General features: G+C 71.3%; 17 protein-coding genes and 1 pseudogene. 10 read left to right on the forward strand and 8 right to left on the reverse strand.

Going from position 1 to position 22,815, the window contains the following annotated elements; genetic code table 11:
* Nucleotides 1-251: 251 nt before the first annotated feature.
* Nucleotides 252-884 (forward strand): DUF2461 domain-containing protein, encoded by a 633-nt coding sequence (locus tag ACJJVL_RS08530; RefSeq protein ID WP_405218155.1) that lies wholly within the window; start codon nucleotides 252-254, stop codon nucleotides 882-884.
* Nucleotides 885-1,051: 167 nt separating this feature from the next.
* On the opposite strand, the gene ACJJVL_RS08535 is transcribed toward ACJJVL_RS08530, so the two are convergent.
* Genes ACJJVL_RS08535 through ACJJVL_RS08545 form a run of 3 tightly spaced genes read right to left on the reverse strand, consistent with a single transcriptional unit; the run spans nucleotide 1,052 to nucleotide 4,667 of the window.
* Nucleotides 1,052-2,455: an aldehyde dehydrogenase family protein gene (locus tag ACJJVL_RS08535; protein ID WP_405218156.1), complete on the reverse strand. Its 1,404-nt coding sequence runs from the start codon at nucleotides 2,453-2,455 to the stop codon at nucleotides 1,052-1,054.
* Nucleotides 2,452-3,579: a GNAT family N-acetyltransferase gene (locus ACJJVL_RS08540; RefSeq protein WP_405218158.1), complete on the reverse strand. Its 1,128-nt coding sequence runs from the start codon at nucleotides 3,577-3,579 to the stop codon at nucleotides 2,452-2,454. The genes ACJJVL_RS08535 and ACJJVL_RS08540 overlap by 4 nt, the downstream gene beginning before the upstream one ends.
* Entirely contained in the window at nucleotides 3,576-4,667 is a 1,092-nt protein-coding gene (locus ACJJVL_RS08545) for a hypothetical protein (protein ID WP_405218159.1), read from the reverse strand. The genes ACJJVL_RS08540 and ACJJVL_RS08545 overlap by 4 nt, the downstream gene beginning before the upstream one ends.
* 127 nt (nucleotides 4,668-4,794) lie before the next feature.
* Between ACJJVL_RS08545 and smc the strand changes: the two genes are divergently transcribed.
* Nucleotides 4,795-8,271: a chromosome segregation protein SMC gene (gene smc, locus ACJJVL_RS08550; protein WP_405218161.1), complete on the forward strand. Its 3,477-nt coding sequence runs from the start codon at nucleotides 4,795-4,797 to the stop codon at nucleotides 8,269-8,271.
* A 16-nt stretch (nucleotides 8,272-8,287) separates the two neighbouring features.
* Here smc and ACJJVL_RS08555 read toward each other — a convergent pair whose 3' ends face one another.
* Together ACJJVL_RS08555 and ACJJVL_RS08560 are read right to left on the reverse strand one after the other, a co-directional pair.
* Nucleotides 8,288-9,478, reverse strand: a complete 1,191-nt coding sequence (locus ACJJVL_RS08555; protein ID WP_405218163.1) for a hypothetical protein — start codon at nucleotides 9,476-9,478, stop codon at nucleotides 8,288-8,290.
* A gap of 93 nt (nucleotides 9,479-9,571) precedes the next feature.
* Nucleotides 9,572-10,786, reverse strand: a complete 1,215-nt coding sequence (locus ACJJVL_RS08560) for an FAD-binding oxidoreductase (RefSeq protein ID WP_405218164.1) — start codon at nucleotides 10,784-10,786, stop codon at nucleotides 9,572-9,574.
* A 98-nt stretch (nucleotides 10,787-10,884) separates the two neighbouring features.
* Between ACJJVL_RS08560 and ACJJVL_RS08565 the strand changes: the two genes are divergently transcribed.
* A complete protein-coding gene (locus ACJJVL_RS08565) occupies nucleotides 10,885-11,997 on the forward strand; it encodes a class I SAM-dependent methyltransferase (RefSeq protein WP_405218165.1) in 1,113 nt (370 codons plus the stop codon).
* A gap of 4 nt (nucleotides 11,998-12,001) precedes the next feature.
* Here the strand turns inward: ACJJVL_RS08565 and ACJJVL_RS08570 are convergent, their stop codons facing one another.
* Together ACJJVL_RS08570 and ACJJVL_RS08575 are read right to left on the reverse strand one after the other, a co-directional pair.
* Nucleotides 12,002-12,850 (reverse strand): DNA-3-methyladenine glycosylase family protein, encoded by an 849-nt coding sequence (locus ACJJVL_RS08570; RefSeq protein ID WP_405218166.1) that lies wholly within the window; start codon nucleotides 12,848-12,850, stop codon nucleotides 12,002-12,004.
* A gap of 295 nt (nucleotides 12,851-13,145) precedes the next feature.
* A pseudogene (locus ACJJVL_RS08575) lies at nucleotides 13,146-14,099 on the reverse strand (TerC family protein); the annotation flags it as partial.
* Nucleotides 14,100-14,305: 206 nt separating this feature from the next.
* On the opposite strand from ACJJVL_RS08575, the gene ftsY reads away from it, so the two are divergent.
* Nucleotides 14,306-15,175 carry a signal recognition particle-docking protein FtsY gene (gene ftsY, locus ACJJVL_RS08580; RefSeq protein ID WP_405218167.1) on the forward strand — a complete coding sequence of 290 codons (870 nt, stop codon included), beginning with the start codon at nucleotides 14,306-14,308 and terminating at the stop codon, nucleotides 15,173-15,175.
* 55 nt (nucleotides 15,176-15,230) lie between these two features.
* On the opposite strand, the gene ACJJVL_RS08585 is transcribed toward ftsY, so the two are convergent.
* Nucleotides 15,231-16,394 carry an AMP-binding protein gene (locus ACJJVL_RS08585; RefSeq protein WP_405218168.1) on the reverse strand — a complete coding sequence of 388 codons (1,164 nt, stop codon included), beginning with the start codon at nucleotides 16,392-16,394 and terminating at the stop codon, nucleotides 15,231-15,233.
* 61 nt (nucleotides 16,395-16,455) lie between these two features.
* Between ACJJVL_RS08585 and ffh the strand changes: the two genes are divergently transcribed.
* The 6 genes from ffh (at nucleotide 16,456) to ACJJVL_RS08615 (ending at nucleotide 22,706) form a co-directional block, all read left to right on the forward strand.
* Nucleotides 16,456-17,997, forward strand: coding sequence for a signal recognition particle protein (gene ffh / locus ACJJVL_RS08590; RefSeq protein ID WP_405218169.1), 1,542 nt, complete (start codon nucleotides 16,456-16,458; stop codon nucleotides 17,995-17,997).
* A gap of 167 nt (nucleotides 17,998-18,164) precedes the next feature.
* Nucleotides 18,165-19,148: a siderophore ABC transporter substrate-binding protein gene (locus ACJJVL_RS08595; protein WP_405218171.1), complete on the forward strand. Its 984-nt coding sequence runs from the start codon at nucleotides 18,165-18,167 to the stop codon at nucleotides 19,146-19,148.
* A 74-nt stretch (nucleotides 19,149-19,222) separates the two neighbouring features.
* Nucleotides 19,223-20,206: an ABC transporter permease gene (locus tag ACJJVL_RS08600; protein WP_405218173.1), complete on the forward strand. Its 984-nt coding sequence runs from the start codon at nucleotides 19,223-19,225 to the stop codon at nucleotides 20,204-20,206.
* A 1-nt stretch (nucleotide 20,207) separates the two neighbouring features.
* Complete coding sequence (locus tag ACJJVL_RS08605) at nucleotides 20,208-21,257, forward strand: iron chelate uptake ABC transporter family permease subunit (RefSeq protein WP_405218274.1); 1,050 nt, start codon at nucleotides 20,208-20,210, stop codon at nucleotides 21,255-21,257.
* Nucleotides 21,254-22,009 carry an ABC transporter ATP-binding protein gene (locus ACJJVL_RS08610; RefSeq protein WP_405218175.1) on the forward strand — a complete coding sequence of 252 codons (756 nt, stop codon included), beginning with the start codon at nucleotides 21,254-21,256 and terminating at the stop codon, nucleotides 22,007-22,009. The genes ACJJVL_RS08605 and ACJJVL_RS08610 overlap by 4 nt, the downstream gene beginning before the upstream one ends.
* Before the next feature lie 34 nt (nucleotides 22,010-22,043).
* Nucleotides 22,044-22,706: an SDR family oxidoreductase gene (locus ACJJVL_RS08615; protein WP_405218177.1), complete on the forward strand. Its 663-nt coding sequence runs from the start codon at nucleotides 22,044-22,046 to the stop codon at nucleotides 22,704-22,706.
* Nucleotides 22,707-22,815: the final 109 nt, after the last annotated feature.

Raw genomic sequence — 22,815 nt, forward strand, 5'->3', positions numbered from 1 at the left:
GCGCGCATCGAGTCGTGCACTTCCGCGCGAATGGTGCTGGCGTGCCAGCCCTGCTCGTGCGGAAGTGCACCGCTGGCGTTCGGGCGCGTGGCCTCTCGTCCGCGCATCGAGCGGTGCGGTTGCGCCGGACTGGGGCCGGCGTGCCAGCACTCGTCCGGCGCAACTGCCCCAGTCGCCCCGGAGCGCGCGAGGGCGAGGGCGAGGGTGCGATCGGGATTGGTGTGGGCCACGAGCGGTCGTAGGCTCGAGGGATGGCCTTCGACGGATTCACGCCTGACGCCTTCGCGTTCTACCGCGACCTCGAGGTGCACAACGAGCGTGCATGGTGGCTCGAGCACAAGTCGCGCTACGACGAGTTCGTGCGCGCGCCGTTCGAGGCGCTCGCAGAGGAGCTGGAGCCGGTCGCGAGCGCCGTGAAGATCTACCGCCCGTACCGCGACGTGCGCTTCAGCCACGACAAGACGCCCTACAAGACCCGGCAGGGCATGTTCGCGCAGCGCGCGCCCGGCATCGGCTGGTTCCTGAACCTCGACGCCGAAGGCGTCTCGATCGGCGGCGGCTTCTTCGGCGATGCGTCGTTCACGAGGGCGTATCGCGCTGCGGTGGAGGCCGTCGGACCCGGCACGGAGCTCGAGGGGATCGTGGCGGATCTGACCGCGGCAGGCTATGAGCTCGGCGGAGAGCAGCTGAAGACCGCCCCGCGCGGCACCGACCCCGAGCATCCGCGCATCGCGCTGCTGCGCTACAAGTGGATGACCGCCAGGCGACAGCTGAGCGAGACGGATGCGCTCGGGCCCGAGCTGCTGGACGCGCTGTTCGACACCGTCGACGAGCTGCAGCCGCTCGTGGGGTGGGCTGCCCGGCACATCGCGCCGAAGCGGTAGGGGCCTCGTGCCGCGCCCGCCTGCGGCGGGCGCTCCTCGGCCGACGGGAGGTTCCCGCCTGCGGCGGGCGCTCCTCGGCCGACGGGAGGTTCCCGCCTGCGGCGGGCGCTCCTCGGCCGACGGGAGGTTCCCGCCTGCGGCGGGCGCTCCTCGGCCGACGGGAGGGGTCAGCCCATGATGCGCTTGGTCAGGCTCGCGCGCAGCTGTGTGAACGGCGGGTAGATGAGCCGGAGGGTGTCGATCGCGGTGCCCTTCGAGAGCACGGCCTTGCGATGGCTGAACGTCTCGAACGAGAAGCGACCGTGGTACCGGCCCATGCCGCTCTCGCCCACGCCGCCGAACGGCAGCGCCTTCGCGCCGTACTGCGCGACGACGACGTTCACGCCGACCGCGCCGGAGCTCGTCTCGCGCTCGACGCGCCGCACGACCTCGCGGTCGCGCGCGAAGACATAGAGTGCGAGCGGCTTGTCGCGCGCCTGCATGGAATCGATGAAGGCGTCGACGCCGTCGACCGGCAGCACCGGCAGGATCGGGCCGAAGATCTCCTCCTGCATCACCGCAGCATCCTCATCGACGTCGGTCAGGATCGTCGGCGCGAAGTACCGCTCGTCGTCGTCGGCATCGCCGCCGACGACGACTCTGCCCCCTGTCAGCAGCCCCTGCAATCGATCCATGTGCTTGCCGTTGATGATGCGCGAGTAGTCGGGCGAGGAGCGGGCATCGCCGAGCTGCTCCGCGATCGCGTGCCGCAGCTCCTCGACGAGCTCGTCGGCGACCTCGCGGTCGACCCGGATGTAGTCGGGGGCGACGCACGTCTGGCCGGCGTTCAGCCACTTGCCCCACGCGATGCGGCGGGCGGTGGCGGGGATGTCGGCCGAGCGATGCACGTAGACGGGGCTCTTGCCGCCGAGCTCGAGCACCGTCGGGGTGAGGTGCTTGGCAGCGGCCTCCGCGATGATGCGCGCCACGAGCGAGTTGCCCGTGTAGAAGATGAGGTCCCAGCGCTGCTCGAGCAGCGCGGTGGTCTCCGGCACGCCGCCCTCGATGACGCGAACCGTGAGCGGATCCAGGTATGCGGGCACGAGTCGCGCGAGCAGGGCGGAGGTCGCGGGGGCGACCTCGGACGGCTTCAGCAGCACCGCGTTGCCCGCGGCCAGCGCACCGACGACGGGTCCGAGCGCGAGCTGCAGGGGGTAGTTCCACGGCGCGATCACGAGCGTCGCACCGAACGGCTCCGGCACGACCTTCCCGAGCGCGGGCTGCAGTGCGAGGGGCAGCGGCGCGGGCGTCGGCAGCATCCAGCGCCACAGCTGCCGGCGGGCGAGCTTCGCCTCGCCGATGGTGAACGCGATCTCGCTCAGGTGCGCCTCGACCTCGCTCTTGCCCAGATCCTGGGCGAGCGCCGACTCCCACAGCGAGAGGTTCTGCTGCAGCATGCGGATGAGTGCATCGAGCTGCTGCTCGCGGTAGCGGCGGGGACGCGTCAGTCCCTGGCCCACCGGTCGGCGCAGGTCCTCGGCGATGCCGTCGAGGGCCGGTGCTGCAGGAAGCGGTGCGGTCTGGTCACTCATGCCTCCATCGTGCCAGGGGACGCTGTGGATTCCTCATCCGCGCGGACGCGGCGCTGCCATCCGCCCTCCGCGCCGATGGCGATGAAGCCGAGCGCCTCGTTGACGCGCAGCATCGGTCGGTTCTCCTCGGCGTTCCAGGTGAGGATCCGTGCGCGATCGGGGTGGAGGCGCCCCAGCTGCAGCAGGTTCTCGATCTTCACGAGCATGCCGAGTCGGTGCCCGCGATGGTCGCCGTGCACGAGCGTGTCCTCCTGGAACGCGGGCCGGCCCGGGGCGGGGAGCAGCAGCACCGTGAAGGCCACGACGGCACCGCTGGCGCGCTCCACCGCGACCGCCTGCAGCGCCGCCTGGCCGGCGTCGGCCCATTCGGCCTCCACCCGCCCGAGCCGAGCCGCATCCCAGCGCTCCTCGTCGACGTCGAGCGCGGCGCTCGGCGCATCGGTGCTCATGCGGCCGTGGAGCGAGGCCATCGCCTCGACGAGCTCCTCCGGTGTCGCGCCCTGCCAGGTCCGCAGCTCGTAGGCATCGCTCGCGTGCGCCAGGGCATCCGTTCGCAGCGCTTCGAGCGTATGCCGCGCAGCCGCCACGTCGAGCGCCGAGATGCGGTCGACCTGCTCGAGCGTGTAGCCCAACGAGACGGCCAGGCGCGCAGCCGGGTCGGAGGCGACCAGGCCGTGTCCGCTGCGCGCCGCGATCGATTCGCCGTCCGCTGCCGGTGCCCGGTGGTCGAGCCACGTCTGCAGGGTCGTCGCCCCGCGCTCGATCGCGACGCGCTCGATACGACGGGCGATCGCGCGTCCGATGCCAAGGCCGCGCGCCTCCGGCACGACCCAGGCGGAGACGAAGCCCACGGTCGCTCCCTCGTCTCGGCTGATCGAGGCGATCGCACGCCCCACGTCGCGCCCATCGGCGACCACGAGGAAGCGGACGGTGTCGTCATCGTCGACGTGCCGCAGGGATGCCAGGATCTCGTCGACCGTCGTGTCCTGGGAGTCGTCCTGCCAGAACGCCTGCGTCACGCGGTTCGCGGTCTCGACATAGCGTGCGATGCGAGAGCGGGCCGGCTCGTCGAACGGATCGACGGGGGCGGTGAGCTCGAGCCATGCGAGCTCCGGTGCACTCATGCTGATTCCTTCCGCTGCCAGACGCCCTCGTGGTGCACGGGCAGGAAGCCGATCGCGTCGTTCACCGCCAGCATGTGCTGGTTCTCCACGGCGTTCATCGTGCTGATGCGCGGATGTGTCCGGTGGTGGTCACGGAGCTCGCGGAGGTTCGCCAGCTTCAGCAGCATGCCGAGTGCGTGCCCGCGATGGTCGCGCCGCACGAGCGTGTCGTGCTGCCGTGCGACGTCGCCGCCGGCGACCCCGATCGTGGCACCGACGAACAGACTGGTGAACCCGACGATCTCGCCGGTGGCGATCTGCCGGGCGACCGCGGTGCGCATGGTGCGCCCCGCGGCGCTCTTCTGCGTCTCGAACTCCGCGAGTCGCTCATCGCTCCAGGTCTGGGCTTCGAGCACGAGCTCGCCCGCGGGCGAGTCGGTCGACATGCGCTCGTGCAGCTCCCGCATCGCCGGTCGGTGCTCGGCGGGTGTCGGGCCCGACCAGACGACCGTCTCGTAGCCGGCCGACGCGGCCCTGGCTGTCGCATCCGCCCACCGCTGGTCGAGATCCAGCTCGCGCAGATCCGCGACGCTCGTCCGGTAGACCTGCTGCAGCGTGTAGCCGCGCGCGAGCATCGCGGCGGCCCCTGGCTCGGCAGGGTCCGCGCCGCCGACGCCGGTCGTCGCCATCACCCGACCGCGCATCGCTGCCGCGGAGCCGCCGATGAGGGTGGTGCGGTGGTGCTCTGCGGCGACGTGCTCGGCGTCGTCCACGAGGGCACCGACGAGCGCAGGATGCGCGCGAGCAGCACCGGCATCCACCGTCAGGATGTGCTCGGCGACCCCGGTCGACTCGAGCATTGGCAACCAGATGCTGACGGCACCGACGATGCGGTCGCCGTCGACGGCGATGCGCCGCACGTGCAGCTCGGCGTCGGACGACTGCCACGCCGCCAGTCGTTCGGCCAGGGTGAGCGTCGCGACGCCGACGCCGAGGCGCTCATCACCCACACGCTCAGCATGCAGGGCCGCGGCCCGGAAGGTGGCGCCGACCGGTGTGGGCTCGTCGCAGCGCTCGGGCAGCGGCAGGGAGCGGATCTGCAGGGGCATGTCGGTCTCTGCCGCTCGCGCGAGGCACGGTGCCTGTGGGCAGCCTTGCAGAATAGACCCGCGCGCGCCGTGCGCGCAATGCGGAATCGCCGGGCTACGGTGTTCGCAGTCGCGAACCGGGAGCCGCATGCACCTCAAGACCCTGACCGTCAAGGGCTTCAAGTCGTTCGCGCGCCCCACCACGTTCCAGTTCGAGCCGGGCGTCACCTGCGTCGTGGGACCGAACGGCTCCGGGAAGTCGAACGTCGTGGACGCTCTCGCCTGGGTCATGGGGGAGCAGGGGGCGAAGACCCTGCGCGGCGGCAAGATGGAGGATGTCATCTTCGCCGGCACGGCCACCACCGGGCCGCTCGGCCGCGCGCACGTTGAGCTCGTCATCGACAACGCCGACGGCGCCCTGCCGATCGAGTACGCCGAGGTGCAGATCTCGCGCACGCTGTTCCGCAACGGCGGCTCGGAGTACGCGATCAACGGCGAGTCGTGCCGGCTGCTCGACGTGCAGGAGCTGCTGAGCGATTCGGGGCTCGGCCGCGAGATGCACGTGATCGTCGGCCAGGGACAGCTCGACAACGTGCTGCAGGCGACGCCTGCCGATCGCCGCGGCTACATCGAGGAGGCCGCCGGCATCCTCAAGCACCGGCGCCGCAAGGAGAAGACGCTCCGCAAGCTCGACGCCATGCAGGCCAACCTCACTCGGCTGCAGGACCTCACGGGCGAGATCCGTCGGCAGCTGAAGCCGCTCGGGCAGCAGGCGGAGATCGCCAAGGAGGCCGCGACCATCCAGGCGACCGTGCGCGACGCGCGCGCGCGGCTCATGGCGCACGAGGTCATCGGCCTGCGCGCGCAGCTGGATGCTTCCGCGCGCTCGGAGTCGGAGCGGAAGTCGGAGCGCATCGTGCTGCAGGAGCAGCTCGAGCAGGCGCAGCTGCGCGCCGGCCGACTCGAGGCGTCCATGGTCGGCGATGACGTCGATCGGGCGCGTACCGTCGCGCACGGGCTCGAGCGCGAGCTGTCGCGGCTGCAGTCGCTGCACGCGCTCGCGGGGCAGCGACTCGCGCTGCTCGAGGAGGCACCAGAGGTCGGGGATGCCTCGCCGCTGGTCACGCCGGACATGGTGAGCGCCGCGCGCGACGAGGCAGCGAGCCTCACGGAGCGGGTCGCGGATGCGGAGGCGCGCCTCGGCAGGGCGGCCTCGGCGACCGCGCTCGCACGAGCGAACCTCGACTCGCTCGACGAGGAGATCGCCGAGCAGGCGGCGCTGGTCTCGAAGCACGACCTCGAGGCAGCCGGTCATCGGTCGAAGGTCGAGGTCGCGGCATCCACGCTCGCCGCGCGCGAGGCCGACGTGACGCGCCGCGAGGGCGCGCTCGCGAACGCCGAGCAGCGGCTCGCGGAGGCGAGGGCAGCGGCGGAGGAGACCGGTGACGAGCATGAGGCGGATGACGCCGAGTCGCTCTCCCGCGGCTACCGGGACGCGGATGACGCGCAGGCGCGGCTCTCGGCGGCGCTCGATGAGCGGCGCGACGCCCTGCACGCGGTCGAGCGCGAGCGCGACGCCATCGCCGCCCGCACCTCGGCGCTGAACCTGGCGCTGTCGAAGGCGAACGCATCCGCGGGTGTGCTCGACGCGGGGCTCGACGGGATCGGTGGGCTGGTGGCCGAGCGCGTGAAGGTGCACAAGGGCTTCGAGGCCGCGATCGCCGCGGCGCTCGGCACGCTCGGCGAGGCGGTGCTGGCGGACACGCGCGAGGCCGCCGCCGCCGCGATCGAGCACGCGCACCGCGAGGGGCTCGGGCGCATCGAGGCGGTCGTCGCCGATGCTGCAGTCGCGCGCAGCGAGGCCGGCACCGTGGACGGTGCGGTGCACGCACCGACCGTGGTGGATGCGCCAGCGGGCGTGCTGGGGCTGCTCGCCACCACCTTCATCGTCGATTCGCTCGAGACGGCGCAGCGACTGGGGCCGGCCATCGCCGACCTCGATCTCGTCGGCCCCGCCACCATCGTGACGAAGCGCGGCGACTACGTCAGCGACTACCTGCTGCGCGGCGGCAGCGACGACGCGCAGTCGCGCCTCGAGCTGATCGCCGAGCGCGACGCCGCGACCGAGCGGCTCGAGCAGCTCTCCACCTCGATCGAGCGGGAGTCGGGCGCGCTCGAGGATGCGCGGCAGGCGCACCAGCAGGCCAAGCGCGCGGCCGCGGATGCGCTGGACGCGCTGCGCGCACACGACGCGGCATCCGCTGCGCGCGGCGAGCAGCGCAGCCGCGTGCGAGCCCGGCTCGAGTCGGCCATCGGCGAGCACGAGCGCGCGGATGCCGCGCTCGGCGAAGCGAGACGCGGGATCGACGAGGCGCAGCGCGGCGTCGAGGCCGCCGAGCGGGCGCTCGAGCGCTTCGCGGCGAAGCCGCGGCCGATGCTCGACGCGTCGGCACGCGAGGGGCTGCTGCAGGAGCTGGAGGCGGCGCGTGCCGGCGAGACCGACCTGCGCATCGAGCTCGAGACCGCGAGGGAGCGCGTGCGGGCAGAGCTCGCGCGCGCGGAATCGCTCGCCCGCGACGTCGAGGCGCAACGGGCGCGCGCCGAGGAGGCCGCCCGCCGCGCCGTGCTGCGGGAGCGCCAGCGCACGCAGGCATCGCGGGTGCTGGAGGCGATCCCGCCCGTGCTGGCCGTCGCTGAGCGCTCCGTGCAGGAGGCCAGAGGCGTGCTCGCCGAGCGCGAGGCCGCGCGCCGCGAGCGCAGCGAGGAGTTGACGCGGCTGCGTCGCGACGAGGGCGGGCTGCGCGAGCGGCTGCAGGAGCTCACCGAGCACGTGCACGTCGCCGAGATGGAGGCCTACGAGCAGCGCCTGCACCTGTCGAACCTGCTCGAGCGGGCCGGCAGCGAGCTGGGCCTGGAGGAGCGGGTGCTGGTCGCCGAGTACGAGCCGGAGGAGGGCTGGGATCGCAAGGCGGAGCAGGCGAGGCTGCAGGAGGCCGAGCGCAAGCTGCAGCGGCTGGGTCGCGTGAACCCGCTCGCACTCGAGGAGTTCGAGGCGCTTGAGCAGCGCCACGCATTCCTCACCGAGCAGCTGGCCGACCTCGCCAAGACCCGCACAGACCTCGAGCAGATCATCGCCGACCTCGACGAGACGATGCAGACGATCTTCGCGGCGGCGTTCGAGGATACGAGGGCGGCGTTCACCGAGGTGTTCCCGGTGCTGTTCCCCGGCGGCTCCGGAGCGCTCGCGCTCACCGATCCCGACAACCTGCTCGAGACCGGCATCGAGGTCACGGTGCGGCCCGCCGGCAAGAAGATCGATCGCATCTCGCTGCTCTCGGGCGGTGAGCGATCGCTCGCTGCGGTCGCGCTCATGGTCGCGATCTTCAAGGCGCGGCCCAGCCCGTTCTACATCATGGATGAGGTGGAGGCGGCGCTCGACGACGCCAACCTCGGCCGTCTGCTGGCCGTGTTCGAGCAACTGCGCGAGACCAGCCAGCTGATCATCATCACGCACCAGAAGCGCACGATGGAGATCGCGGATGCGCTCTACGGCGTCTCGATGCGCCAGGACGGCGTCTCAGCAGTGGTCGGCCAGCGGACGAAGCGCGAGACGGTCGACGCGTAGCGCCCGCGGCCTGCGCTCAGCCGAGCCACGACCACACGTGGACGACGCCCGGCCCGTAGATCTCGTCGAAGCCGGCCTGGATCGAGCCGTCGTCGTAGACCACCTCGATCTCGACGATCCCATCGCCGCCACTGCCAAGCACGTCGGGGCGCTGCAGGCTCCAGATCTCGTCCTGCACGGCCTGGTGCGTCGCCGCATCCAGGTTGCCGCTGACGCTCTCGCGCGCCGGCATGGTCAGCGCGGCGAGGTCGAGCATCTCCACGGGGGTCACCGCGTGCGCAGCGGCGTCGTACGTCACCATCATCGCCACGGCATCCGTCCACCGCACGCCGTTGGCCTCCTCATACTCGACCGCAGACCAGTCCCAGCCGACAACTTCGGGGCCGCCGCACTGGGGCGGCAAGGAAGTGGCGACGTTGTAGCAGAGCATCGGCGTGCCGTTGTCGAGCACGGTGCCGACAGCGAGCACCGGCTCGGTCGCGCTCGGTGTCGGCAGCTCGCCGAGCCGCGCCTCGGTGTCACCCGTGATGACGGGCGCTGCGGTATCCAGGGGCGGCTCCGTGACCGTGGGCGGTGCCGCGCTTCCGCGCAGTGCCGAGATGACGAAGGCGACACCCGGGCCGTAGATGGCATCGATCGCCGCCTGCACGGTGCCGTCGTCGTAGATGACCTCGACGACGAGCGTGCCCCGTTCGCCGTAGCTGCCCAGCACATCCGCCCGATCGACCGCCTCGACGTCGCGCTGCGCCGCCTCGATGGCGGCGGCGTCGAGCGACCCTTGCGGCACCTCGATCGCGGGCATCGTGATGGCGGCGGCGCTCATGGGCTCGCCCGTCTGCGTGAAGGTGCGCGCTTCGGGCTCATAGGTTCCCTCGATCGCGACCCCCTGCGCCCAGCGCACGCCGCCGGTCTCGGTGTGCTCGAAGGCAGCCCAGTCCCAACCGAGCAGCTCCAGCCCCTCGCACTGCGGCGGGGCGGATTCGGCGACCGCGCCGAGGCACAGCAGCGCGCCGTCGTCCTGCTCGAGCACGGTGGAGACGGCGAGCACGGGGGAGTCGGGCGCGGGGCTCGGGAGCTCGGCGAGCTGTGCCTGCACTGCCGGTCCCGTCGGGATGGGGGCAGCCGGGGCTGCCGGCGCGGGGCCCGTGCAGCCGGCGGTGCCGAGGAGGATGGCGGCCGCCAGGCCACCGATCGCGATGCGTCTCATGGGCTCAACCTAGGGCGCGAGCACCGGAACCACATCCCAACGTTCCGCCCCCGTCGAACGTCGGCCGGGCACCGACTCATCAGGGGAGCTGCGTCAGCGCGGCAGCCGTCCCGCATGCAGCACACCGTCCGGATCGGCGGCGTGACGGATGCCGCGCAGCCGCTCCAGCTGATCGTCGGAGGCGCAGCGCTCGAGCGTGTCGCCTCCGTCGAGGAAGGTCGGCAGCATGCGCTCGGACGCCGCCGGCCGCAGGATGGCGTCGAGCCCCGCGAGGCTCGCGTCACCCGGCGCGGTCGGCATCCCGGGGAACAGCGGCGCGAGCCCCATCGCGAGCCAGCGCGCGCCCTCGAGCGTCGCGAACGCGGGCAGCTCCTGCCGGTCGAGTGCACCACCGAGCATGCGCAGGTTGATGCCCACGAGCCCCTGCTGCTCGGGCTGCGGCGTCGCCACGGCACGCACCCGGTCGAGCGGCGCCAGGTCGCGCTCCGACGTGACGACCACGTCGACGGTGACGAAGCTCGTCCCGCGCACAGCCTCCGGCACCATCGGGGCATCGGGCATCCGCATCGAGTTCGCGAACGCGTTCAGGCCCACGGGCGCATCCTCGGCGATGTCGCGGAGCGCACGCAGCACGGCCGGGCCGTCGGTGGCGGCGAACTGCAGCGACCCGCCGACCAGCGCGGGAGCATCGATCAGGTCGATCTCGAGCTCGGTGACGATGCCGACGACGCCTCCGGCACCGCGCAGCGCCCACATCGTGTCGGGGTCGGATGCATCGTCGACGCGCTCGTGGGAGCCGTCCGGTCGCAGGATCCACGCGGCCCGCAGCGACTGCGCGCCGAGCCCCGCAGCGCGGCTCAGCCAGGAGTGCCCGCCGCCGAGCAGGTAGCCGGCGGCGCCGACCACGCGGCTGGTCCCCGCGGCTACGGTGAGCCCGGTGCCGCGCAGCTCCTCGAGCACCGCGCCCCACTGCACGCCGGCCCCGAGCAGGGCCGTGCGCGCATCCGCGTCGATCTCGAGCCGATCGAACGCCGCCGTGCGGACCAGCATCGCGTCTTCGAGCGCGCTCGACGCGCCGTGGCCGTTCGGCTGCACGGCCACGGTGGCGCCACTGTCGCGTGCTGCGCCGAGGATCGCGCGCAGATCGGCAATTCCCGCAGGGTGCGCGACAGCGATCGGACGCTGCTCGACCGCGAGGTTCCACGCCCGGCGCTCCGCGTCGTAGGCGTGGTCGCCCGGCACCGTGAGGCGACCGGTCATCGTCTGGCTGAGCGCGGCGAGGGCGTGCGAGGCAAGCGGTGCGATCACGAGGGCGAACCTACTCGCGGGTGTGACTGCACGCCAGGGGTCGGCTGCCGGCGTGCGCGTGTGCGTGAGCCCGGGCGTTCAGTGCGAGGATCGAGCACGTGACCGATCGCGACGCGCTCTTCTCGCGGCTGCGACGCCGCCCCGACGTCGAGGACCCGACGCTGCATGCGCACGATGCCTCCGACGCGCTGATCCTGGACGAGGCGGGAGAGCTCGTGAGCGAGGTCGGGGATGTCGTGGTGATCGGCGACCGCCACGGTGCGCTCACGCTCGGCGCGCTGCACGCCGGTGCGAACGGTGTGCGCGTGCATCAGGATCTCGTGGTGGGGGAGCGCGCGCTGGATGCGAATGCCGCCGAGCTGGGCATGACGGGGTTCGCGCACCACCGGCTGGATGCGGCCCTGGTGGAGGGCGCGACGCTCGTGCTGCTGCAGCTGCCGCGCTCGCTCGACGCGCTCGACGAGATCGCCGAGCTCGTGGCCACGCATGCCGACGAGCGCGTGCGCGTGATCGCGGGCGGCCGCGTCAAGCACATGTCGATGAGCATGAACGCGCTGCTCAGCCGATCCTTCCGGCACGTGCACGCGTCGCTCGGGCGTCGCAAGTCTCGGGTGCTGCACGCCGAGGGGCCGCTGCGGCCGGGGATCAGCTGGCCTCGCCGTCGCCAGCACGAGGTCGCCGGCCACCCGCTGACCGTGGTCGCGCACGGCGCCGCCTTCGCCGGCACCTCGATCGACATCGGAGCGCAGACGCTCCTGCAGCACCTCGACGAGCTCCCGGATGCGGCGCGCGCGATCGACCTCGCGTGCGGCACGGGTGTGCTCGGCATCGCGCTGGCACTCGCGAGGCCCGGCATCGAGGTGCTCGCGACCGACGCCTCCGCTGCCGCCGTCGCCTCCACCCGCGCGACGGCAGAGGCCAATGGGGTCGCGCACCGTGTGACCGCGAGGCAGGCCGACGGGCTCGAGGGCGTGCCGGATGCATCCGCGTCGCTCATCCTGCTGAACCCGCCCTTCCACGTCGGTGCCGCCGTGCACACGGGCATGGCCGAGCGACTGATCGGCGACGCCGGTCGCGCGCTCGCGCGCGGCGGCGAGCTGTGGTGCGTGTGGAACAGCCCGCTCGGCTACCGCGCGCTGCTCGACCGCATCGGCGAGACGCGCCAGGTCTCCCGCAACGCGAAGTTCACGGTGACCGCCACCCGCCGCTGACAGGTCAGGCCGTCGGGGGCTTCGTCGCGGCTGCCCAGCAGCGCAGCATCAGCGCTGAACGATGCCCCGCGCAGTCCGCTGCGAGGGAGCGCAGATCGGCGATGCCCAGGTGGCGCGCGCCCTTCTGCACCGCGACGTCGCCCAGCAGCAGCGCGTCGGGGTCGCCGAGCCGCAGCGAGAGGTAGCCGACGGTCCACGGCCCGATGCCCTTGAGCTCCAGCAGCCTCGCGCGCAGCAGTGCGAGGTCGCTGCTCGAAGCGGCGGCAGCGGAGGAGGGCAGCGCGATCGCGCCCGATGCGATGGCCTCCGCCGCTCGGCGCACGGCCGCGGTCTTCGCCGCCGGCCCCCGCAGCACGTCCGCGCCATCGGCCACCTGAGCCGCGGTGGGGAAGCGACGATCGATGCCGTCGCCCGCGAGCTCGGCCGGCAGCGGGTCGCCGAGCGCCGCGAGGAGGCCCAGCTGCCGTGTTGCGGCCGCGACCGTGATCTGCTGCCCGACGATCGCCCTGATGAGCATCTCGTGCGCGTCTGCGCACCCGGGCTGGGCCAGTGCCGGCTGCGCTGCGATGGCCGCGACCAGCGGCAGCGCGCCGTGCCGGGCCGCCGCCCACCGGAGCCGGTCGTCGGCCGCGAGGCGGGCGGCGGATCCCCCGAGGTCGAACAGCCGCGCGAGGTCGGCATCGTCGGTGGCCGCGGTCTCCCCGGTCACGGCGACCGCGGCGACGCGCGGTCCTGGCAGCGCACGGCGGTAGCCGTCAGCCGAGACCACCTCGACACCCGGCACGGCGCGCGGCCGCAGCCACGCGAGGATCCCGGGCGCGCCCGTCACGGCAGCGGCGCCTCGGCCCGGCACGGCACGATCATCACACCTCGCGGTCGGTGCGCTCGTCGAACTCGCGCCCCTCACGCATTCGGCGGCGCACCTCGTCGAGATCCTCGGGATCCATGTCCTCCCGCGCAGCCTCCCGGAGCACGTCGGCCGAGAAGTCGGCGGCGGGCGCCTCTGTGCCCTTCGCGTCGACCACCTGCAGCGTGCCCGTCTCGCTGTGCTCGACGCGCAGGGGACGGTAGAAGGTGTTGCCCATCGCGTCGACGATGTGGTAGTGCCCGTCGGCACCGAGCTCGGCCTCGGAGGGTCCGAGGTGCAGCGAGGCGTCGCCGGTGGCCCGGGCGTCGATGCGCAGCTTGATGAGCGAGGCGACGGTGGCGACGACCATCGCACCGAGGATGACGAGCAGCGAGTGCCAGGTCTCGATGTGGGGCACCCAGGTGATGCCCTCACCGCCGTTGATGAACGGCAGGTCGTTCTCCTCCATGGCGTGCAGGACGAGCTTGACGCCGATGAAGCCGAGGATGGCCGCGATGCCGTAGTGCAGGTAGACGAGCCGATCGAGCAGGCCCCCGAGCAGGAAGTAGAGCTGGCGCAGGCCCATCAGGGCGAAGATGTTGCAGGTGAAGACCAGGAACGGGTCGGTCGTGATGGAGAAGATCGCGGGGATCGAGTCGATCGCGAACAGCAGGTCGGTGGTGCCGAGCGCCAGGATCACCATCAGGAACGGCGTGACGTACTTCGTGCCGTCGATCGTGACGGTCGACTTGCCGCCGTTCCAGGTGTCGGTGAGGTTGACGCGCTTCTTCAGCATCCGCACCACCAGGTTGTCCTTCTCACCCGACTCGTCCTCACCGCCGAAGGCCTGCTTCCAGGCGACGTACACCAGGTAGGCACCGAAGATGTAGAACAGCCATGAGAACGACTCGATGAGCTGCACGCCCGCGACGATGAAGATGCCGCGCAGCACGATCGCGATCAGGATGCCGATCATGAGCACGCGCTGCTGCATCTCCTTCGGCACGGTGAAGCGGCTCAAGATGATGATGAAGACGAACAGATTGTCGATCGAGAGCGAGTACTCGAGCAGCCAGCCGGTGACGAACTCGCCGGCCTTGGCCCCGTCGCCCAGCAGCAAGAGCACTCCCGCGAACACGAGCGCGAGGGAGACGTAGACGACGACCCACGCGGTCGCCTCCTTCATCGACGGCACGTGCGGCCGCTTGACCACGATGAGCAGGTCGAAGACGAGGATGGCGACCAAGATCGCCATCGAGGCGATCTCGAAGATCTGATACGCGGTCACAGGGGAAGGCCTCTCGAACGGGTGCGTGCATGGACGCGAACGTCTCTCCCACGCAGACTGCGCCACCGCGACCGGGCGCCGCATTGCGGCTCCGTGATGACGATCGCGGCGTGACGGGATACTCCCCTTCGCCGAAGGCCGAGTCTAGCGGCTGAGCCGCCTAGCATGGACGCATGGCAGCGAAGTGGTCCCTCTCCGGCGCCCTCAAGGGCATGTTCCAGCGCGAGACGATCACGGATGAGACCTGGGATGACCTCGAGACGGCGCTCATCACGGCGGATTTCGGACCGGACATCACCGAGCAGCTCATCGACTCGCTGCGCGCCGATGTCGAGCGGCTGATGATCGACGATCCGCGCGATCTCAAGCGCATGCTGCGGGAGCGGCTCGAGGAGCGGTTCGCGCAGTACGACCCGACGCTGTCGCTCCAGGAGCGTCCCGCGGTGATCCTGGTCGTTGGCGTCAACGGCGTCGGCAAGACGACCACGATCGGCAAGCTCGCGCGTTTCCTGGTCGTCAACGGCCAATCGGTCGTCGTCGGTGCCGCAGACACCTTCCGCGCCGCGGCGGTCGAGCAGCTCGCCACCTGGGCGCAGCGCGCGGGCGTCGCGATCGTGCGGCCGGAGCGTGAGGGGCAGGATCCGGCATCCGTGGGCTTCCAGACGGTCCAGGCGGCGATCACCCACGGGCACACGATGTGCATCATCGACACCGCCGGCCGGCTGCACACCAAGGGCGGCCTGATGGACGAGCTGGGGAAGATCAAGCGCGTGATCGAGAAGCAGGCGCCGATCTCGGAGGTGCTGCTGGTGCTCGACGCGACCACCGGTCAGAACGGCGTCTCCCAGGCCCAGTCCTTCATCGAGTCGGCCGGCATCACCGGGCTCGTCATCACGAAGCTCGACGGCAGCGCCAAGGGCGGCTTCATCCTGGCGGTGCAGGAGCGCACCGGCATCCCCATCAAGCTCATCGGCCAGGGTGAGGGCATCGACGACCTCACCGGCTTCACGAGCCACGTCTTCGTCGAGCAGCTCGTCGGCTAGCCGACTCGTCGGTCGAGGAGCGGCGGCCGCAGGCCGGCGCGTCACGAGACCCGCTTCAATCGGCAGTGTCGGGCTGCGAGAGCGCGCCCACGATGGTGAGCCTGGCGTCCTCGATGCGTGCCTGATCCTCCGTGATCACGGTCGCGTGCGCGCCGCGCACCCACAGCAGCCCGGTGGCATCGCTGCGTCCGGCGTGGCCGACGACGCCGAAGTCGCTGCCGGGCAGGCGCAGCCCAGCCGTGCCGGGATGCGAGGCGAGCACCTCGGGCGTCGCGACCGCCACGGTGCCGGTCTGCACCGAGCCGTACGCGCTCAGCACGATCGGGCCCCAGGTGGCGTGCAGCCGTCGCACGAGATCGGCGTCGAGCTCGTCGCCAGCGACCATGATGCGGCGCAGCCGCGGCGCTTCCGCGCCCGCGCGCTCGAGCTCGTCGAGGATGCCCCGCAGCTGCAGCGGCGATGCGGAGAGCACCGAGACGAAGCGCTCCCGGACGATGCGGATGCGGTCGGCCGGCGACGTGTGCGCGGCGCTCACGAGCGTCGCGCCGGTGAGCAGCGACATGCCGAGCATCTGCAGCCCCTGCCCGCGGTGCGGGGGAGCGCAGGCGAGCACGACATCCGTGCCGACGATGCCCAGCCGATCATGCAGGCCAGCGAGCTGCCGCAGCCCCTGCACGCCCATCGCGCCCTGCACGTGCGGCGTGATCGTGCCGGCGACGGTCTTCGACGGCAGTACGATGCGCGCGCGGTGCCGGGTGCGGCCGAGGCCCGAGCCGTCGGTCGACGCCCACGACATGATCTGGTCGGCGGATGCCGCGGGGCCGCGATGCCACTCGGGTGCGTCGCCGTCGTGGATCAGCAGCGCATCGCCGGGGACGGCGCGCCGGAAGTCGTCCAGCAGTCGCGGGCTCATCGGCATGACGTCGAGCCCGAGTCGCGCGACGGCCAGCAGCGCGACCTCCATCGCCGGCCCCGCGCACGCGAGCACGACGGGCAGCCGCTTGCGCTCGAGCGGCTCGACGTAGAGCACCGCCGCGACGCCCTCTGCCGAGCGCCACAGGTCGCGGAAGGTCGTGCTCCAGCCGTCCACCACCAGCCCCAGCCGGTCGCCATGCACCCGGGCTGCGTGCCGGGCGAGCGCCGTGATCGTGAAGCCGTAGGCGCGCACGCTCTTCCAGAGCGATCGCGCGTGCGTCGGCGGCATGCCTCGAAGGCCCATGCGGTCTCCCCTCTGCGGTGACGGAACCAGCATGCCAGGCCGACGGTAGACTGGCGGCACCATGGCTGCGTTCGGTTCACTCTCCACTCGACTCACCGAGACCCTCGCGAAGCTCCGCACGAAGGGCAAGCTCTCCGCGTCGGACGTCGACGGGACGGTGCGCGAGATCCGTCGCGCGCTGCTCGACGCCGACGTCGCGCTCGAAGTCGTCAAGTCCTTCACGGCAGCGGTGCGCGAGCGCGCGCTCGGGCACGAGGTGTCGGAGGCGCTGAACCCGGCGCAGCAGGTCGTGAAGATCGTCAATGAGGAGCTCGTCGGCATCCTCGGCGGCGAGAGCCGCCAGCTGCAGCTCGCGAAGCAGCCACCGACCGTGATCATGCTCGCCGGCCTGCAGGGTGCGGGAAAGACGACGCTCGCGGGCAAGCTTGCGAAGCACCTTCGGGGCAAGGGGCACCAGCCGCTGCTGGTCGCGAGCGACCTCCAGCGACCGAACGCGGTCACGCAGCTGCAGGTGGTGGGCGAGCAGGCGGGCGTGCAGGTGTTCGCCCCGGAGCCCGGCAACGGCGTCGGCGACCCCGTGCGGGTCGCTCGCGACGGTGTCGCGGAGGCGAAGCGGCGCCAGTTCGACATCGTCATCGTCGACACCGCCGGCCGCCTCGGCGTCGACGCCGACATGATGCGTCAGGCCGCAGACATCCGCAGGGCCGTCGACCCGGACGAGGTGCTGTTCGTCATCGACGCGATGATCGGGCAGGACGCGGTCGCGACGGCCAAGGCCTTCCAGGAGGGCGTCGACTTCACCGGCGTCGTGCTGACGAAGCTCGACGGCGATGCGCGCGGCGGTGCGGCGCTGTCGATCCGAGGCATCACCGGCAAGCCGATCATGTATGCGTCGACCGGCGAGACGCTCGACGACTTCGAGCCGTTCCACCCCGATCGCATGGCGAGCCGCATCCTCGACCTCGGCGACATCCTGACGCTCATCGAGCAGGCGCAGAAGGCGTTCGACGAGGAGGAGGGGCTCCGCCTCGCCGAGTCGATCGCCACCGATGGCTTCACCCTCGAGGACTTCCTGAAGCAGATGCAGCAGCTGCGCAAGGCCGGCAACTTCAAGCAGATGCTCGGCATGCTGCCCGGTGCCAAGGGCATGCGCGAGGCGATCGACTCCTTCGACGAGGGCGAGCTGGTGCGGACGGAGGCGATCATCCAGTCGATGACGCCGCAGGAGCGCAAGCAGTCGAAGATCTTGAACGGCTCCCGTCGTCTGCGCATCGCCCGAGGTGCAGGTGTGACTGTCACCGACGTCAATCAGCTGATCGCTCGCTTCGAGCAGGCGGCGAAGATGATGAAGACCGTCGCGCGCGGCGGCGTGCCGCAGATGCCGGGCATGGGCCCGATGCCGGGCATGCGGCAGTCGAAGAAGGCCGCGCCCAAGGGCGGCAAGCAGCAGCGCCGCTCCGGCAACCCCGCGAAGCGGGGGGTCGAGCCGGCACCGGCCGCCCCGCAGGGCAGCGCCTTCGGCACGCCGAAGGCGGAAGGCGCCTTCGGCGAGCTCTCCGGCGACGATCAGGAGACGCTGCAGCGCATGCTCGGCAACCGCTGACCGCAGAGCAGCCGCCGAATCTCGCGCGCCGTGCGCGGTGCGGCGACTGGGGTTCGGCACGGCGGTAGGTTAGGTTAGGTTAGGCTTACCTAACGTGACCCCCGTTCGACGGTCACGTCCCGGTTCCGCCCGATCGTCGTCGATCCGCACCTCCCAAGGAGACTCCCATGCCCGCTCAGCGACCCCTGGCCACTCTGGCGCTGCTCTCCGTGGCCGCCGTAGCGCTCTCCGGCTGCGCTGCCTCCGATGCCGCGCCCGCCGCCACGACCGCGGCCACCACCGCCATCCAGGTGGAGGACAACAATGGCTCGCAGTCGGTGCCCGCGAACCCGAGCTCGGTGGTCGCGCTCGACAACCGCACGTTCGAGACCCTGTCCGACTGGGGCATCGAGCTCTCTGCCGCTGCCGTGGCACTGATGCCGGACACGATCGCGTACACGCAGGACGACTCCATCGTCGACATCGGCAACCATCGCGAGCCCAACCTCGAGCTCATCGTGGCCGCGGATCCCGACCTGGTCGTCAGCGGCCAGCGCTTCTCGGACCGGGATGCAGAGCTGGCAGCGCTCGTGCCGGACGCGGCGATCCTGCAGCTGGAGCCGCGCGACGGTGAGCCCTTCGATGAGGAGCTGCGACGCCAGGTGACGGTGCTGGGCGAGGTGTTCGGCAAGCAGACTGAGGCCTCGCAGCTGGTCGCCGACTTCGACGCCGCGATCGAGCGCGCCGCTGCGGCCTATGACGGGGCAGAGACCACGATGGCCGTCACGACCTCCGGTGGGGAGATCGGCTACCTCGCGCCCTCCGTCGGTCGCACGCTCGGGCCGATCTTCGATCTGCTGGGCCTTACGCCGGCGCTCGAGGTCGATGGCGCCACGGACGACCACCAGGGCGACGACATCTCGGTCGAGGCGATCGCCGAAGCAAACCCCGACTGGATCCTGGTGATGGATCGCGATGCCGCGATCCTCGCCGACGACCCGGAGTTCTCGCCCGCGGCAGACATCCTGGAGAACTCGGAGGCGCTGGCAGGCGTGACCGCCGTGCAGGAGGGCCACCTCGTCTACATGCCCGCCGACACCTACACGAACGAGAGCATCCAGACCTACACCGAGTTCCTCGAGGCGTTCGCCGAGGCCCTCGAGGCCAGCTGACGCATGGACCGTGGCGGCGCATCCAGCCGGGTGCGCCGCCCGCCACGACCGCAGGAGACGACTATGGGTGGACGATGACGACGACCGCACCGCAGCCGCTCGCGCGCAGCCGCCGGCTGTTCGACTGGCGGCTGCTGCTGGGCGTCGGCGTCGTCGCGGCACTGCTGGCGCTGTCGCTCGTCACCGGCGTCTACGACGTGGTCGGCGCTGCCGACGGCGCTGAGATGTTCGCCATCACGCGCATCCCTCGCACGGTCGCCCTCGTGCTCGCGGGAGCTGCGATGGCGATGAGCGGACTGGTGATGCAGCTGCTGACGCAGAACCGGTTCGTCGAGCCCACCACCACCGGCACCACCGAGTGGGCCGGTCTTGGGCTCATCACCGTGATGATCGCGATCCCCGGCGCCGGCATCCTGCCGCGCATGGTGGGAGCGATCGCAGCGGCATTCGTGGGCACCATGGTCTTCTTCCTGTTCCTCCGCCGCGTGTCGCTGCGGGCGTCGCTGATCGTCCCGATCATCGGCATCATGCTGGGCGCCGTGGTCTCCGCCGTCTCGACCTTCATCGCCCTGCAGACCGACATGCTGCAGAGCCTCGGGGTGTGGTTCGCGGGGAGCTTCACGTCGGTGCTCCGCGGGCAGTACGAGTTCCTCTGGATCGTCGCGCTGGTCGCGATCGCCGTCTCCGTGGTCGCCGATCGCCTGACCGTTGCGGGTCTGGGAGAGGAGATCGCGACGAACGTCGGAGTCGACTACCACCGCGTGGTGCTGCTGGGCGCGGGCCTGGTAGCCATCGCGACCGGCGTCGTCACGGTGATCGTGGGCAGCCTCCCGTTCCTCGGGCTCATCGTCCCCAACATCGTCTCGATGGTGCGCGGCGATGACCTGCGGAGCAACCTCCCGTGGGTGTGCCTCACGGGCATCGCCATCGTCACCGTCTGCGATCTCGTCGGGCGCACGATCATCGCGCCGTTCGAGGTGCCCGTCTCGTTGATCCTCGGTGTGCTCGGCGCCGTGGTCTTCATCGCCCTGATCCTGCGGCAGCGTCGTCGTGCTTGAGCTGCCGATCGCTGGGACGACGTCCGTGGAGCCCGCGCGGAGCGCGCCGCGGAGCGGGTCGGGTGCATTTCCGACGCCCGCGGCGGGACGTCGCTACCGCATCGTGCTGACCGGGCTGATCGTGCTCTCGGCCGCCTTCGCGCTCGGCCTGCTCGCGTGGGACAACCCGATGCCGATCGGCACCGACGGGTTCTGGCGCATCGCGCAGATGCGCGCGACGGATGTCGTCGTCATGGCGGTCGTCGCGCTGTGCCAGGCGGTCGCGACGGTGAGCTTCCAGACCGTGACGAACAACCGCATCATCACCCCCTCGATCATGGGCTTCGAGTCGCTGTACACCGCCGTGCAGACTTCGGCGGTGTACTTCCTCGGCATCGCCGGGATCGTGGCGCTGCAGGGCGTGCCCCAGTTCATGCTGCAGATCGTGCTCATGGTCGCGCTGTCGCTGCTGCTCTACGGCTGGCTGCTCTCCGGGCGCTACGGGAGCCTGCCCGTGATGCTCCTGATCGGCATCGTGGTCGGGGGAGGGCTCGGATCGGTCTCCGCGTTCATGCAGCGGCTGCTCACGCCCAGCGAGTTCGACGTGCTCACCGCGAGGCTGTTCGGCAACGTCTCGAACGCCGACCCCGCCTACCTGCCGGTCGCGATCCCCCTGTGCGTGCTCGCGGCGGGCGCGCTCTGGCTGCGCGCCCGCCGGCTCAACGTCATGGCGCTCGGCCGCGACATCAGCATGGGCATGGGCCTGCGCCACCGCGGCGAGACGATGCAGGTGCTGTTCCTGGTGTCGGTCCTGATGGCGGTGTCGACCGCGCTCGTGGGACCCATGGTGTTCCTGGGCTTCCTCGTGGCGACGCTCGCCTACCAGGCGGCAGACACCTACGACCACCGACGCATCCTGCCGGTCGCCGTGCTGCTCGCGTTCGTCGTGCTCAGCGGCGCCTACTTCGTCATGCGCCACATCTTCTACGCGCAGGGCGTCGTCTCGATCATCATCGAGCTCGTCGGCGGCTGCGTGTTCCTCTTCGTCATCCTCAGGAAGGGTCGACTGTGATCACGCTCCACGACGTCCGCAAGGACTACGGCGACGACGTCGCGATCGGTCCCGTGACCATCGAGATACCGCAGGGCGGCATCACCGCGCTCATCGGGCCGAACGGCGCGGGCAAGTCGACGCTGCTCACCATGATGGGTCGGCTGCTGGGGCTCGACGCCGGCATCATCGAGATCGCCGGTCTCGACGTGACCGGCACGCGGTCCAAGGATCTCGCCAAGGTGGTCTCGATCCTCCGGCAGGAGAACCACTTCATCACCCGGCTCACGGTGCGTCAGCTCGTCGGGTTCGGTCGATTCCCGCATTCCCGCGGCCGGCTGACGGCCCACGACGAGGAGCTGATCGACCGCTCGATCGACTTCGTCGACCTCGCCGCGCTCGAGCACCGCTACCTGGACGAGCTCTCCGGCGGGCAGCGGCAGCGTGCGTATGTCGCGATGGTGCTCGCCCAGGACACCGAGTATGTGCTGCTCGACGAGCCGCTCAACAACCTCGACATGCGGCACTCGGTGCAGATGATGCGCCATCTCCGCCGCGCCGCCGAGGAGCTCGGGCGCACGATCGTGCTGGTCGTGCACGACATCAACTTCGCGGGGCACTACGCCGACCGCATCTGCGCCGTGAAGGAGGGGCGAGTCGCGGAGTTCGGCCCGGTGGCCGAGATCATGACCGACGACGTGCTCTCTCGGGTGTTCGACACTCCAGTGCGGGTGATCGAGGGCCCGAGCGGGCCGCTCGCGGTCTATTACTGAGGCGGCCGCGCATCGGGTCGCGTACGGTGGGGGCATGGCACGCATCATCGTCCTCGGCGCCCACGGCAAGGTGGGGCTCCACGCGCTGCGCATGCTCGCGCACGCGGAGCACACGGTCCACGGCGTCATCCGCAAGCCCGAGCAGTCGGGCGACATCGAAGCCACCGGTGCTGAGCCGGTGGTCGCAGATCTCGAGTCGCTCGAGCAGCCGGCGGTCGACCGGCTCCTGCAGGGCTACGACGTCGTCGTCTGGTCGGCGGGTGCGGGCGGCGGCAGCCCGGAACGCACGTGGTCCGTCGATCACGACGCCGCGCTCAAGGTGGTGGATGCCGCGGATCGCGCCGGTGCGCGGCTGCTGATGGTCTCCTACTTCGGCGCGAGCCGCGACCACGGGGTCCCGGAGGACAACGACTTCTTCGCCTACGCGGAGGCCAAGTCGCTCGTGGACGAGGCGATCCGCGACTCGGGCGCCGACTGGGTGATCCTGGCGCCGTCGTCGCTCACGCTCGATGACGAGAGCGGCATCGAGATCGACGAGCCGGAGGGCTCGCTGGAAGCCACCGAGATCCCGCGGGCCACGGTTGCGCGGCTCATCGCGGAGGTCGTCGCGCGGCCCGAGCTGCGCGGGGTCACGATCCGTGCGAACGCGGGCGCGGCGCAGGTCGGCGAGGCGCTGGACGGGATGTCGGTCTCGTGACGCGCGCGGGCTGCGCCCGCACGCTCCTCGACCTGCGACGGTGACACGCGGGCTGCGCCCGCACGCTCCTCGACCTACAGGTGACGCGCGCGGGGTGCGCCCGCACGCT

The sequence above is a fragment of the Agrococcus sp. Ld7 genome (genome assembly GCF_045064095.1).
Taxonomy (GTDB): domain Bacteria; phylum Actinomycetota; class Actinomycetes; order Actinomycetales; family Microbacteriaceae; genus Agrococcus.

Excerpts from the sequence above, each read along its gene's own strand:
- ACJJVL_RS08530 (WP_405218155.1), top strand. The coding sequence starts at position 252 with ATGGCCTTCGACGGATTCACGCCTGACGCCTTCGCGTTCTACCGCGAC.
- ACJJVL_RS08535 (WP_405218156.1), bottom strand. The coding sequence starts at position 2,455 with ATGAGTGACCAGACCGCACCGCTTCCTGCAGCACCGGCCCTCGACGGC.
- ACJJVL_RS08540 (WP_405218158.1), bottom strand. The coding sequence starts at position 3,579 with ATGAGTGCACCGGAGCTCGCATGGCTCGAGCTCACCGCCCCCGTCGAT.
- ACJJVL_RS08545 (WP_405218159.1), bottom strand. The coding sequence starts at position 4,667 with ATGCCCCTGCAGATCCGCTCCCTGCCGCTGCCCGAGCGCTGCGACGAG.
- smc (WP_405218161.1), top strand. The coding sequence starts at position 4,795 with ATGCACCTCAAGACCCTGACCGTCAAGGGCTTCAAGTCGTTCGCGCGC.
- ACJJVL_RS08555 (WP_405218163.1), bottom strand. The coding sequence starts at position 9,478 with ATGAGACGCATCGCGATCGGTGGCCTGGCGGCCGCCATCCTCCTCGGC.
- ftsY (WP_405218167.1), top strand. The coding sequence starts at position 14,306 with ATGGCAGCGAAGTGGTCCCTCTCCGGCGCCCTCAAGGGCATGTTCCAG.
- ACJJVL_RS08585 (WP_405218168.1), bottom strand. The coding sequence starts at position 16,394 with ATGGGCCTTCGAGGCATGCCGCCGACGCACGCGCGATCGCTCTGGAAG.
- ffh (WP_405218169.1), top strand. The coding sequence starts at position 16,456 with ATGGCTGCGTTCGGTTCACTCTCCACTCGACTCACCGAGACCCTCGCG.
- ACJJVL_RS08595 (WP_405218171.1), top strand. The coding sequence starts at position 18,165 with ATGCCCGCTCAGCGACCCCTGGCCACTCTGGCGCTGCTCTCCGTGGCC.
- ACJJVL_RS08600 (WP_405218173.1), top strand. The coding sequence starts at position 19,223 with ATGACGACGACCGCACCGCAGCCGCTCGCGCGCAGCCGCCGGCTGTTC.
- ACJJVL_RS08615 (WP_405218177.1), top strand. The coding sequence starts at position 22,044 with ATGGCACGCATCATCGTCCTCGGCGCCCACGGCAAGGTGGGGCTCCAC.